General features: G+C 68.0%; 10 protein-coding genes and 1 tRNA gene. 5 read left to right on the top strand and 6 right to left on the bottom strand.

Going from position 1 to position 12,650, the window contains the following annotated elements:
• Nucleotides 1–93 precede the first annotated feature (93 nt).
• Nucleotides 94–1,593 (top strand): pyridoxal phosphate-dependent decarboxylase family protein, encoded by a 1,500-nt coding sequence (locus ACFYXF_RS15520; protein ID WP_389350079.1) that lies wholly within the window; start codon nucleotides 94–96, stop codon nucleotides 1,591–1,593.
• The gene (locus ACFYXF_RS15515) at nucleotides 1,590–3,071 is read left to right on the top strand and encodes a lysine N(6)-hydroxylase/L-ornithine N(5)-oxygenase family protein (RefSeq protein ID WP_389350078.1); all 1,482 of its coding nucleotides are present in this window, start codon (nucleotides 1,590–1,592) and stop codon (nucleotides 3,069–3,071) included. Before ACFYXF_RS15520 ends, ACFYXF_RS15515 begins: the two co-directional genes overlap by 4 nt.
• 25 nt (nucleotides 3,072–3,096) lie before the next feature.
• Here the strand turns inward: ACFYXF_RS15515 and ACFYXF_RS15510 are convergent, their stop codons facing one another.
• Entirely contained in the window at nucleotides 3,097–4,902 is a 1,806-nt protein-coding gene (locus ACFYXF_RS15510) for a bifunctional metallophosphatase/5'-nucleotidase (protein WP_389350077.1), read from the bottom strand.
• Nucleotides 4,903–5,052: 150 nt separating this feature from the next.
• Here ACFYXF_RS15510 and ACFYXF_RS15505 point away from each other — a divergent pair, with 150 nt between their 5' ends.
• Both ACFYXF_RS15505 and pyk read left to right on the top strand, forming a co-directional pair.
• The gene (locus ACFYXF_RS15505; protein ID WP_389350076.1) at nucleotides 5,053–5,769 is read left to right on the top strand and encodes an SIMPL domain-containing protein; all 717 of its coding nucleotides are present in this window, start codon (nucleotides 5,053–5,055) and stop codon (nucleotides 5,767–5,769) included.
• A 144-nt stretch (nucleotides 5,770–5,913) separates the two neighbouring features.
• Nucleotides 5,914–7,350, top strand: a complete 1,437-nt coding sequence (gene pyk, locus ACFYXF_RS15500; RefSeq protein WP_389350075.1) for a pyruvate kinase — start codon at nucleotides 5,914–5,916, stop codon at nucleotides 7,348–7,350.
• Nucleotides 7,351–7,398: 48 nt separating this feature from the next.
• Here pyk and ACFYXF_RS15495 read toward each other — a convergent pair whose 3' ends face one another.
• Both ACFYXF_RS15495 and ACFYXF_RS15490 read right to left on the bottom strand, forming a co-directional pair.
• Nucleotides 7,399–8,178 carry a helix-turn-helix domain-containing protein gene (locus ACFYXF_RS15495; protein WP_389350074.1) on the bottom strand — a complete coding sequence of 260 codons (780 nt, stop codon included), beginning with the start codon at nucleotides 8,176–8,178 and terminating at the stop codon, nucleotides 7,399–7,401.
• Between the two features lie 106 nt (nucleotides 8,179–8,284).
• Nucleotides 8,285–8,357: transfer RNA gene (locus ACFYXF_RS15490), tRNA-Leu, on the bottom strand.
• Nucleotides 8,358–8,459: 102 nt separating this feature from the next.
• Between ACFYXF_RS15490 and ACFYXF_RS15485 the strand changes: the two genes are divergently transcribed.
• Nucleotides 8,460–9,116, top strand: a complete 657-nt coding sequence (locus tag ACFYXF_RS15485) for an ANTAR domain-containing response regulator (protein WP_389350073.1) — start codon at nucleotides 8,460–8,462, stop codon at nucleotides 9,114–9,116.
• Between the two features lie 79 nt (nucleotides 9,117–9,195).
• Here ACFYXF_RS15485 and ACFYXF_RS15480 read toward each other — a convergent pair whose 3' ends face one another.
• The 3 genes from ACFYXF_RS15480 to ACFYXF_RS15470 are packed head-to-tail and all read right to left on the bottom strand — an operon-like array spanning nucleotide 9,196 to nucleotide 12,646.
• Nucleotides 9,196–9,912, bottom strand: coding sequence for an ABC transporter ATP-binding protein (locus tag ACFYXF_RS15480; RefSeq protein WP_369035142.1), 717 nt, complete (start codon nucleotides 9,910–9,912; stop codon nucleotides 9,196–9,198).
• Nucleotides 9,909–10,781, bottom strand: a complete 873-nt coding sequence (locus ACFYXF_RS15475; RefSeq protein ID WP_389350072.1) for an ABC transporter ATP-binding protein — start codon at nucleotides 10,779–10,781, stop codon at nucleotides 9,909–9,911. Before ACFYXF_RS15475 ends, ACFYXF_RS15480 begins: the two co-directional genes overlap by 4 nt.
• A gap of 5 nt (nucleotides 10,782–10,786) precedes the next feature.
• The gene (locus ACFYXF_RS15470; RefSeq protein ID WP_389350357.1) at nucleotides 10,787–12,646 is read right to left on the bottom strand and encodes a branched-chain amino acid ABC transporter permease; all 1,860 of its coding nucleotides are present in this window, start codon (nucleotides 12,644–12,646) and stop codon (nucleotides 10,787–10,789) included.
• Between the last annotated feature and the right edge of the window lie 4 nt (nucleotides 12,647–12,650).

The raw sequence follows: 12,650 nt of genomic DNA, 5'->3' as shown, positions 1-12,650 counted from the left end.
CCTTTCGGGTTCCGATCGTTGGTCTTCCCGGGCGCGTCGCCCCCGCCCCGTACAAGCTGGAACTCCCCAGCCACGCGCCCCGGGAGGACCACCATGAGCACACCGCCCCTCGCCTCAGGCGCCGAAGGCCCCGACGCCCTGCGGCCGTTGCTCGACACGGTCCTCGAAGCCCTCACGGACGGCGCACACGCGCGCGGCGGCCCCCTCCCGGCCGGCGGCCCCGAAACCGTCGCCCAGCGGGTCCGCGACGCCACCGGAGACGTACTGCCCGACAAGGGCGACCCCAACGCCCTCCACGACCTCGTACGCGCCCTCGCCGAAGGCGCCGCCGACCCCGCCCACCCCCACTGCGCCGCCCACCTGCACAGCCCACCCCTCGCCGTCGCCACCGCCGCCGACCTCGCCGCCAGCGCCCTCAACCCGTCCCTCGACTCCTGGGACCAGGCCCCGGCCGCCTCCGCACTCGAAGCGCTGGTCACAAGGACCCTCGCCGCCGAGATCTACGGGGGCGCAGAGGCGAGTGAGCCGAAGGGGCGCGCCTGTGTCGAGGGCGTGAGCGCGCGGAGGCCCGAAGGGTCGAGCACGGTCGCGGTCTCGACACAGGCTGGAGCGCCCCGGAGGCGAACCGAGCCTCCGAAGAAAGGTGACGCCCTCGTCACCACCGGCGGCACCGAGTCCAACCAACTCGCCCTGCTCCTCGCCCGCGAGGCACACCCGGGCGTCCGCCTCGTCTGCGGCGCCAACGCCCACCACTCCCTGCCCCGCGCCGCCTGGCTCCTCGGACTCCCCGAACCGGTCGTGGTGCCCGCCCCCGCCGGCACCCTCGACCCCGCCGCCCTCGACGAGGCCCTGACCGAACTGCCCGGCCCCCGAGGCTCACTCCTCGTCGCCGCCACCGCCGGCACCACCGACGCCGGACTCATCGACCCACTGCCCCAGATCGCCGCCCTCTGCGCGGCCCACGGCGCCCGCCTCCACATCGACGCCGCATACGGCGGCGGACTCCTCTTCAGCGAACGCCACCGCCCCCAACTCGCCGGCCTCGAACACGCCGACACCGTCACCCTCGACCTGCACAAACTCGGCTGGCAACCCGTCGCCGCAGGCCTCCTCGCCGTCAAGAACCCGGACGACCTCACCGCACTCGCCCACCAGGCCGACTACCTCAACGCCGACGACGACACCGAAGCCGGCCTGCCCGACCTCCTCGGCCGCTCCCTGCGCACCACCCGACGCCCCGACATCCTCAAGATCGCCGTCACCCTCAAAACCCTCGGCCGCGAAGGACTCGGCACCCTCGTCGACCAGGTCTGCGCCCACGCCCACGAGTTCGCCCGCCAGGTCCGGGCCCACCCCGGCTTCGAACTCCACGACCCGCCCACCATCAGCACCGTCCTCTTCCGGCCCGCCGAAGCCACCGACGACGCCGTCGCCGCCGTACGCCGAAAACTCCTCCACGAAGGACGCGCCGTCCTCGGCCGCGCCCACCTCGACGGCCGCCTCTGGCTCAAGGTCACCCTCCTCAACCCCCACACCCGGCCGGACGACCTGGCCGCACTCCTGAAGCTGGTGGAAGGAAACACCTCCCGATGACGCCACTGCCACCCCCCACGCCCGCCGACAACCCGGCGTCCGCCCCCGCCCCCGATCCCGAAACGCCCCACGACCTCGTCGGCATCGGCATCGGCCCCTGCAACCTCTCCCTCGCCGCCCTCGCCCACCCCCTCCCCGAACTCGACGCCGTCTTCTACGAACAACACCCCCGCTTCGACTGGCACCCCGGACTCCTCATCGACGGCTCCACCGTCCAAGTCCCCTTCCTCGCCGACCTCGTCACCCTCGCCGACCCCGCGAGCCCCTGGTCCTTCCTCAGCTACCTCAAGACCCGCGAACGGCTCTTCCCGTTCTACTTCGCCGAGCGCTTCCACATCCAACGCGCCGAATACGACGCCTACTGCCGCTGGGTCAGCCAGAACCTCCCCCGGCTCCACTTCGGCCACCAGGTCGACGCCGTCCGCTGGAACCCCGAACGAGACGTCTTCGAAGTCGACTACACCCAGGTCGACGCCGAAGGCGAAGCCGAAGCCCTCGGCCGCACCTACACCAAGAACGTCGTCCTCGGCATCGGCAGCGAACCCCACATCCCCGAACCCCTCAAACCCCTCGTCGAAGCCCCCACCGTGCCCGTCCTCCACGCGGCCGACTACCTCGCCCACCGCGACCGGCTCCTCACCGCCGAACACGTCACCGTCATCGGATCGGGACAGACCGGCGCCGAGATCTTCCTCGACCTCCTCCGCCACCGCCCCCCAGGACGCGAAAAGATCCACTGGCTCGGCCGCACCGAGGCCTTCGCCCCCATGGAGTACTCGAAGCTCGGCCTCGAACACTTCACCCCCGACCACACCCGCTACTTCCACGCCCTCGCCGAACCCGTCCGCGACCGCCTCGTCGCCGCCCAATGGCAACTCCACAAAGGCATCGGCGCCGACACCATCGCCGCCATCCACGACGAGCTCTACCACCGCACCCTCCACGGCGGCTGGCCAGAAGCCGTCCTCACCCCCGGCGTCCACGTCCGCACCGCAGGCCGCGTCGCCACCACCAAAGTCGAACTCCACCTCGAACACACCCAACAAGGCACCCGAACCCGCCTCACCACCGACGCCGTCGTCCTCGCCACCGGCTACCAGGACCGCCCCCTCGACCGCGTCCTCGCCGGCCTCGACCCCTACCTCCGCCGCGACAACAGCGAACGCCCCCGCATCGACGACCAGTACAGACTCGTCCTCGACCCCGCCATCACCGGCTCCGGCAGCCACGTCTACGTCCAGAACGCCGAACTCCACACCCACGGAGTCGGCACCCCCGACCTCGGACTCGTCGCCTGGCGCAGCGCCACCATCCTCAACTCCCTCACCGGCCGAACCCCCTACCCCCTCCCGACCAGAACCGCCTTCACCACCTTCGGCCTCGAACAACCACTGGCCCAGGTCCCCACCCCCCGCCAGAGCCAGGAACGAGGAAAGGGCCAGCACCAAGTGCTGACCCCTCTCGTGGACGGAATCTGAGGCAACGCGCCACAGAAGCCGCCGACTAGAACACAGGCGTACCGTCCCGCGTCAACTTCCAGTCCACCGAAGCGAACTCCTTCGGATCCAGCACACCCTTCGCCGTCACCCACTCGGAGATCCGCGTCCGGATCTCCGTCGACTCCGACCACACCTCCTGCGCCGACGCCACATGCGGGAACGCCCCACCACCATTGGCCCGGTAGTTGTTCACCGCGAACACGAACTGCTGCGCGTCATCCAGCGCGGCACCGTTCCAGGCCAGGTTCTTGATCCGCGAACCCGCCGCCTGCGCGATGTCGATGTCGTACGTCAGCCCCGACACATAGTCGTAGTTGTAGTCCGGCCGGTTCGCCGCGTTCGTCAGCTTCTCCACATCGACCACCGCGTCCGCGGCCGTCTGCACGAAGTACTGCGCCGAGTACTCCAGGTACGCCCGCACCTGCGCACCCGTCATCAACTTCGCGACCAGCGTGTTGTCGTACACATACAGACTCGACAGATCCCGGATCGTCACCTCACCCGCCGGGATCTCCGACGTCCGCGAGAACGGCGACGCCTGCGCGATCACCGGCAACGACGCGTACGACGTCCCCACCAGCGCCGCCTTCACCACGTCCTCCTGGACCTTCGTGATCAGATCGATGATCGGAGCGTCCTTGTAACGCGCCTCCACCGTCGTCAACGTGTCCGTCGCCGTCCCGACCACCTGATTGACGTACGCCACGACCACGTCGTGCTCGTCCTTCAGCAGCTTCGTGATCCTCGGGTCGTCCGCGACCGTCTTCGAGTCACGCACCGTCGCCGCCACCGACTCGACGGCCCACTTCCCCTTCTCGAAAACCAGCTCGACGTCGAACAGCGACAACCGCTCCGCATACGCCAGCGGCTCCGACAGGACCACCGTCTTCCCCGTCGCCGTGTTCGTCACCTTCAGCTCGGCGATCTCCGTGTGCGCGTGCCCCACCAGAATCGCGTCGATCCCCGGCACCTGCTGCGCCACCAACGCCGCCGAGTTCTCGATGTACGGCAGCTGATCACCGTACGAAGAAGTCCCCGAAGACCCCGAATGCGCCGACACCACAACAACATCCGCACCCATCGAGCGAAGCTTCGGCACCCACTTCGCCGCCTGCTCCTCCAGACCCGGGAACGTCAGCTTCCCCTGCACATACGCCTTGTCCCAGATCGCGATACCAGGATTCGTCAGCCCCAGCACCGCCACCTTGACCGGCGGAGCACCCTTCACATGGAACGTCTTCATGAAGAACGGAGGAAACGCCGGCTTCAGCGTCTTCGCGTCCAGCGCGTTCGCACCCAGCAACGGGAACCGGCACTGCGACTCGAACTTCCGCAGCGTCTCGATCCCGTAGTTGAACTCGTGGTTGCCCAGCGCCACCGCGTCGTACCCGATGGCGTTCATCGCCTGCGCCATCGGGTGAACCGGCCCGCCCTTGGCGGTGATCGGGTCCACCTTCGCGTAGTAGTACGTCAGCGGGGTGCCCTGTATCGTGTCGCCCGCGTCGAGCAGCAGCGTGTTGCGACGCCCCTTCTCCTTACGGACCTGCTCCACCAGCGTCGAGATCCGCGCCAGCCCCTGCGCGTTGCCCTTCGCGTCGGAGTACTCCGCGTTCTTGAAGTAGTCCCAGTTGAAGATGTGCCCGTGCAGGTCCGTCGTGCCCATCACGGTCAGGGAGTACCGCTTCACGGGCCTCGCGGGCTTCCTCGCCTCCGCGGCCTGCGCCGCCGGAGCCACGACAGCGCTGGTCAGAGCAACCCCCGCCCCGGTCACAGCGGACTTCGTCAGGAACTTCCGGCGGTTCAACGGCATGTTTCGGGCTCCTCGGGGAATGGTCAACGACGCGCGTAGATTCTGACCCGAGCATGACCGGCCGCAACAGCCCCCGAAGGTTTCGATCTGATGACCGACAGGGACGGGAACACGGCCCGCACCCCCACCATGAGTGACAGAGTGGGACGTATGACCTCCACCCCGGAGCACCCCACCGCCGTCCCCTACGGCACCCCCGACGCCCCCCGCATAGCCGTCCGCGGCGAAGCCCACCTCGAAGTCGACCCCGAGATCGCCCGCATCGGCATCACCGTCAGCGCAAGGGGCACCGACCGCCGCACAGCCCTCGACGACCTCACCCGCCGCAACGCGACAGTCCTCGACCTCGTGAAAACGTACGGCGACGCCGTCGAACGCCTGGAAACAGGCGCCTTCTCCATCGCTCCGGAACTCACCAAACACGGCCGAGGGGAGCGAGTCCGCGCGTATCACGGCCGAGTCCACCTCACCGCCGAACTCACCGACTTCACCGCCCTCGGCGAACTCACCAGCCGCCTCGCCGACCTCGACCTCACCCGCGTCGACGGCCCCTGGTGGGCCCTGCGCCCCGACTCCCCGGCCCACCGCGACGCCCGCCGCCAAGCAGTGCGGGAGGCGGTACAACGAGCCCGCGAGTACGCCGAGGCACTGGGGACCTCACTGGCGGCGCTCGTGGAGCTGGCCGACGTGGGCGCGGAGGCCGCACAGCCCATGGGGTACGAGGCCCAGTCACGCTCCCTGCGCCGTGCCGCCTTCGCCGGAGCCGAGGTCGCGGACGAAGCGGCACCGCTCGACCTCGAACCACAGCGGCAACAGGTGTACGCACAGGTCAACGCCCGATTCACCATGGTGCCGCCGCAGCTGTGAAGAGGGCACTTAAATGATCGTCCGACGCTCATCGGAGCGACCCTGCGCACAATTCAACACTTGTCAATAACCCTTCACGCAAAGGTTGTTGAGTAGTCATGCAGGGCCAATTCCCTACCCACCGGTAAGGCCTACGCTCGAAACATGCGCCGAGCAAAAATCGTCTGTACTTTGGGCCCCGCCACCGACTCGTACGACCAGATCAAGGCACTGGTCGACGCCGGAATGGACGTCGCCCGCTTCAACCTCAGCCACGGCACCTACGCCGACCACGAGGTGCGTTACCAGCACGTCAGGAAGGCCGCTGACGAAACCGGCCGCAGCATCGGCCTCCTCGCCGACCTTCAAGGCCCGAAGATCCGACTCGGCCGCTTCGCCGAAGGCCCCGTACTCCTTGAACGCGGCGACACCTTCACCATCACCGTCGAAGAGGGCGTGGAGGGCGACCGCCAGACCTGCGGGACGACCTACGCAGGCCTCGCCGCCGACGTCACCCCCGGCGAACGCATCCTCGTCGACGACGGCAAGGTCTGCCTCGAAGTCACCACCGTCGACGGACCCCGCGTCCACACCACGGTCGTCGAAGGCGGAGTCATCTCCGACCACAAGGGCCTCAACCTCCCCGGCGTGGCGGTGTCCGTCCCCGCCCTCTCCGACAAGGACGAGGCGGACCTGCGCTGGGCGCTGCGCACGGGCTTCGACGTCATCGCCCTGTCGTTCGTCCGCAGCGGACGCGACATCGACGACGTCCACCGCATCATGGACGAGGAACACCGCCGCCTACCGGTCATCGCCAAGGTCGAGAAGCCCCAAGCGGTCGAGGCGATCGACGACATCGTGGCCGCCTTCGACGGCATCATGGTCGCGCGCGGGGACCTGGGCGTCGAGATGCCGCTCGAACAGGTCCCGATCGTCCAGAAGCGCGCGATCAAACTGGCGAAGCGGAATGCCAAGCCGGTGATCGTGGCGACGCAGATGCTGGACTCGATGATCGAGAACTCGCGTCCGACGAGGGCGGAGGCGTCGGATGTCGCCAACGCGGTGATCGACGGCACGGACGCGGTGATGCTGTCCGGCGAGACGAGCGTGGGCAAGTACGCGATCGAGACGGTCCGGACTATGGCGAAGATCGTGGAGGCGGCCGAGGAAGACATTCTGGCCAAGGGCCTGCCCCCTCTGACGGAACGCAACAAGCCCCGCACGCAGGGCGGCGCGGTGGCCCGTGCGGCGGCTGAGATGGGTGACTTCCTCGGCGCGAAGTTCCTGGTGGCGTTCACGCAGAGCGGCGACACGGTGAAGCGGTTGTCGCGCTACAGGTCCCCGATCCCGCTGCTGGCCTTCACTCCGGACCCGGCGACGCGCTCGCAGCTGACGCTGACGTGGGGAGTGGAGACGTTTCTTGGCCCGCACGTCGACTCCACGGACGCGATGGTGGACCAGGTGGACGAGCTGTTGTTGAAGTACGGCCGCTGCCAGAAGGGGGATGTGGTGGTCATCACGGCCGGCTCCCCGCCCGGGGTCTCGGGCTCGACGAACCTGGTGCGGGTCCACCACATCGGCGAGGACGACAGCCCCAAGTAGGCGTGGACTTGTAAGGGCCCCTCCTGGGTGGAGGGGCCCCTTTTCGGTTCAGTGCTTTGGGCCTACGTGGGTGTCCATGAGGGCTACGGAGGCGCGTCGGGCAACAGAGATGTTGTAGGCGTTGCCGTGGCGTGTGCAGTGGGTCCATTCGATGCCGAGCTTGTCGAGGGTGTCTGTATAGAGCTGGCGGATGTCGTCGGACACGTTGGTGAAGAAGTACCGCGGGTATTCGTAGCGCTTGCGTTCCCCGGCTACCAGGCGAGTGGTCCAGTTGGTGATGCGGCAGCCGTCGGAGTGGATGAGGCCCCGGATGAATTCCCAGGGATGGGCGTCCACGATTTCCTGCTGCCAGCTTTCGAGAACGATGGCGCGCTCGTGCTTCTTGCCGGGGCCGTGCTGCGGAAACAGGCAGGTCCAGTGTTTGGTGTACGACTTCACCTCGACGCACCCCGCGCGGGGACGCTGCTTGACGCTTGGCAGCGGCATCACCTTGCGCATTGCGTCTTCCGCGGCGGCGATCAGGCCGGTCTGAAGAGCGTTGCAGAAGACGGACAGATGGTGCTGCTTGCGTTTCGAGATGATGTGGCCGTCGCCGAGGTAGAGGCCGAGCAGGTAGGCGTACGCGACCTTGTCGAACTCGCACCCCGTGCATCGAGGGCAGTCCGTGGGCTGCTCATACGTCTCGCCACGCGCTCTGCGATCCTCGCTGCGCCACCAGCCGATGGTTCCTCGCGGAACGTTGAGGCGCTCCGCGACTGTGCGGTTGGGGATGCCCTGGCGCATCAGTGCGACTGCTTGTGCGCGGATCGAAGAACTGTGCTGTTCCATGTGGCCAGGCTGAGTGTCTGGCCGTGGCGACACGCAGCAAAAAGCGGATGTTCACCGGAACGGGAACATCCGCTTTCTAGCAGCAACCTTGCAATCAAAGGAAAAGTGCCTCGGGTGGGATTCGAACCCACGCTGTCGGTGGTTTGAGCACCGTGTCTCTTCCGCTGGACTACCGAGGCTTCCTGTAAAACGAAGGTTGGCGGTCACCCGCCGTGCCCCTACCTTACCGCAGCTAGGTACGCTGCTGTCAGCAGCACCCCTGGCCTGATCAAGGAGCCCCCGTGACCGCCCCCGAGTCGCCCCAGCCCGCAGACGCGCCCGACGACGACAAGTCGCACGTGCCTCCGCTGACGACCCGTGTCGTCATTGCCGAGGACGAGGCGCTCATTCGGCTCGATCTCAAGGAGATGCTCGAAGAAGAGGGCTACACCGTCGTCGGTGAGGCCGGTGACGGTGAGGAGGCCGTGGAGCTTGCCCGCCAGCACCGGCCCGATCTCGTCATCCTCGATGTGAAGATGCCCAAGCTCGACGGCATCTCGGCGGCCGAGAAGATCGCCGAGGAGTCCATCGCCCCGGTACTGATGCTCACCGCCTTCTCGCAGCGCGACCTCGTCGAGCGGGCCCGGGACGCCGGTGCCATGGCGTATCTCGTGAAGCCGTTCAGCAAGAGCGATGTCGTGCCGGCGATCGAGATGGCCGTCTCGCGGTTCAGCGAGCTGCGCCAGCTGGAGAACGAGATCGCGGACCTCACGCAGAGGCTGGAGACCCGCAAGCTTGTCGACCGTGCCAAGTCGGTTCTGCAAACGGAGTACGGACTGACCGAGCCCGCCGCGTTCCGGTGGATCCAGAAGACGTCCATGGACCGCCGGATGTCCATGCAGCAGGTCGCCGAGGCCGTCATCGCCGACGCCGAGGAGAAGAAGGCCGCCAAGGGCTGACCTAGCCGTAGCTGTACATACGAGGAGGCCCGCATCCCCAGCCGGGGGTGCGGGCCTCCTCGTGCATGCGTCGAACGACTCAGTCCTCGCCGAGGTACGCCTTGCGTACCGACTCGTCGTGGATCAGGTCCTGGCCCGTGCCGGAGAGGACGATGTTGCCGACCTCCATGACATGGCCCTGGTCGGCCAGCGACAGCGCCGCCTGGGCGTTCTGTTCGACCAGGAGGATCGTCGTACCCGTGGACTTCAGCTCGGAGATCGTCGCCATGATCTTCTGCATCATGATCGGGGAGAGGCCCATGGAGGGCTCGTCGAGCATGAGGAGCTTGGGCTGGGACATCAGGGCGCGGCCCATGGCGAGCATCTGCTGCTCGCCGCCCGAGAGGGTTCCCGCAGCCTGGTTGCGGCGTTCTCCCAGGATGGGGAAGAGGTCGTAGGCGCGCTGGATGTCCTTCTCGATCCCTTCCTTGTCCTTCCTCAGGAACGCTCCGAGCTGGAGGTTCTCGAAGATGCTGAGGCGGGGGAAGATGTGCCGGCCCTCGGGGGAGTGGGCGAGGCCGAGGGAGACGATCTTGTGGGCGGGGACGCCGTTGAGGGGCTTGCCGTCGAACAGGATCTTGCCGGAGGTCGGCTGGAGGAGGCCCGACAGGGTGCGCAGGGTCGTCGTCTTGCCGGCGCCGTTGGTGCCGATGAGGGTGACGACCTGGCCTGCCTCGACGCTGAAGGAGATGCCCTTGACGGCTTCGATCTTGCCGTACGAGACCCTGAGGTCCTCGACTTCGAGGAGTGCGGTCACTGGCCTTCTCCCTTCGTGCTGGTGGTGCTCGCCGCGTCGGCGGCGGCTTCGGCGGCCTCGACCTCGGCGGCTTCCGCCTGGCCGGGGTCGCCTTCGAAGGGTTCGCCGAGGTAGGCGGCGATGACGCGTTCGTCGGCCTGGACGACCTCGGAGGTGCCCTCGACGAGCTTTTCGCCCTGGACGAGGACGGCGACGCGGTCGGACAGGTTGAAGACGAAGCGCATGTCGTGCTCGATGAGGAGGACGGCGATGCCCTTGTCGCGGATGGCGAAGACCAGTTCCTCGGTCGCTCGCGTCTCCTGGGGGTTCATGCCCGCCGTCGGCTCGTCGAGCAGCAGAAGGCCCGGCTCCGACGCCATCGCTCGGGCGATCTCCAGCTTGCGCTGTTCGCCGTAGGGGAGGTTGCGGGAGAGGTGGTCCCGCTTGTGGGCCAGGCCGATGAACTCCAGGAGTTCCATGGCCCGTTCCTCGCTGGCCTTCTCCGCCTTCTTGAAGCCGGGGCCGCGCAGGAGGGCGGACCAGAGGCCTTCCTTGGTGCGGGTGTGGCGGCCGACGAGGACGTTCTCCAGGACCGTCATGTTGGCGAACAGACGGATGTTCTGGAACGTACGTGCGATGCCTGCCTGGGTGACCAGGTGGGGCTTCGGGGGGAGGACGGTGCCCTTGTAGGAGACCGTGCCCTCGGTGGGGACGTACAGGCCCGTGAGGCAGTTGAAGAACGTGGTCTTGCCGGCGCCGTTGGGGCCGATGAGGCCGACGATCTCGCCGCTGTTGACCGTGAAGTCGACGGAGCGGACGGCGGTGAGGCCGCCGAAGCGCATGGTGACGTTGCGCGCTTCGAGTACGGGGGTGGGTGTGCTTGTGGTCATGGTGGTTACGCCCCCGCCTTGGTGACGGCCGGATCGTCGGCGAGTGTTTCTGTGTCGGGTACGTCGAGCTGGCCGGTCTCGTGGAATTCGAGCTGGTTGCGGCGGTTGGCGATGATGCCCTCGGGGCGGAAGCGCATGAGGACGATCAGGGCGATGCCGAACGCGAGCAGCGACTTGTCCTGGAGGAAGACGAGCTTCTCGGGCAGCAGGTAGAGCAGGGCCGCGCCGAGGATCGGGCCGGCGACCGTGCCCATGCCGCCGAGGACCACCGCGGCCAGGAGGAACGCCGAGTTGGGGGGCGTCGAGCCGGCGAACTGGTACGGGGTGGGGACGACGCTGTAGGTGACGTGGGCGCTGACGGTGCCGGCGAGGCCGGCGAGGGAGGCGCCGAGGGCGAAGGCGATGAGCTTGACGCGGAAGCCGTTGATGCCCATGGCGGTGGCAGCGGTCTCGTCCTCGCGGATGGCGATCCAGGAGCGGCCGATGCGGGAGTCGGCGGCGCGGGTGTAGACGAGAACCACGATCGCCATGATCAGGACCATGAGGAGGTAGTAGTTCGCGAACCGGCCGAGGGTGAAGCCGCCGACGTCGTGGGCCTGGCCGAAGTTGAATCCGAAGAAGTCGAGGTCGGGGATGGACGGGATGCCGTTGGGCCCGTTGGTGATGTCGGGTCCGGAGACGCCGTCCATGTTGTTGACCGCGATGCGGAAGATCTCTCCGAAGCCGAGGGTGACGATGGCGAGGTAGTCGCCGCGCAGTCGCAGGGTGGGGGCGCCGATGAGGACGCCGAAGATGAGCGATGCGGCGGCGCCGGAGAGGGCGGCGGCCCAGAAGGGGAACTGGACGCCGGAGAACTTGGAGAACTCGGAGCCGGAGACGAGGGCGGCGGTGTAGGCGCCGACGCCGAGGAAGGCGACGTATCCGAGGTCGAGGAGGCCGGCGAGGCCGACGACGATGTTGAGGCCCAGGGCGACGGTCCCGAAGATCAGGATGTTGACGCCGATGTTGGCGTAGTGGTCGTCGGTCTGGGTGAAGGGGAACGCGATCGCGGCGGCGAAGCCCATGGCGAGCGTGAAGCCGCGGTGGTGGGCGACGAGCCGGGAGAAGCGGTCGGTGAGGCCGGCGGAGTGCAGGGCCCACATGGCGAAGACGACGAGGATGAGGTAGCCGATGAACAGCTCGCCGTACTCGGTGTCGATGCCGTAGGTGAAGACGCCGAGGCCGACGGCGGTGACGGCGGTGATGACGGCGCGCTCGACCCAGGGGGCGAGGGTTTCGGGTGCGGGGACGCGGTCGGGCTTGCCGATGTAGGCGACCAGGCCCTTGAGGCCTGCGATGACTATCCGGCTCTGGGAGGGGATGCCGCCCTTGCGCAGGCCCGCGGCGTAGGCCGCCTTGGCGTTGCGGGTCTCGTCGGCTCCGGCGGGGAGCGCGAAGGCGCCGATGACCGCGAGGACGGAGGCGACGGCGGCGACGTAGGCGCCCGGTTCGAGGTTGACGAGGCCGTCGAGGTTGACGGCGATCGCGATGACGGTGAACCAGGTGGTGCCGAAGGCGCCCAGGGCGGTGAGGACGGTGGGGCCGTTGTTGCCGGCGGGCAGGAGCCAGCCGAGGCCGCGGATGCCGTAGCCGGCGAGGGCGAAGAGGGTGATGAGGAGGCCACCGGTGAAGGTGAGCCACTGGAGGCCGCCGGGGTAGCCGGTGATGGTGAGGTCGCCGGGGAACTCGGAGGTCCAGGTCCAGGCGAGGAAGGCGGAGGCCGCGGTGGCGATGCCGCCGACGAGGGTGAGGGCGCGTGCCGCCGCTGCGGGCAGGGGGATGAGACCCGGCTCGGGGGCGGTCGTCGTCTTGGTGAGGTCGGTCATCGTG

Source organism: Streptomyces sp. NPDC002680 (assembly GCF_042889145.1).
In the GTDB taxonomy this organism is placed as follows: Bacteria; Actinomycetota; Actinomycetes; order Streptomycetales; family Streptomycetaceae; genus Streptomyces; species Streptomyces adonidis.
This window is presented reverse-complemented; position numbering and strand designations above follow the sequence as displayed.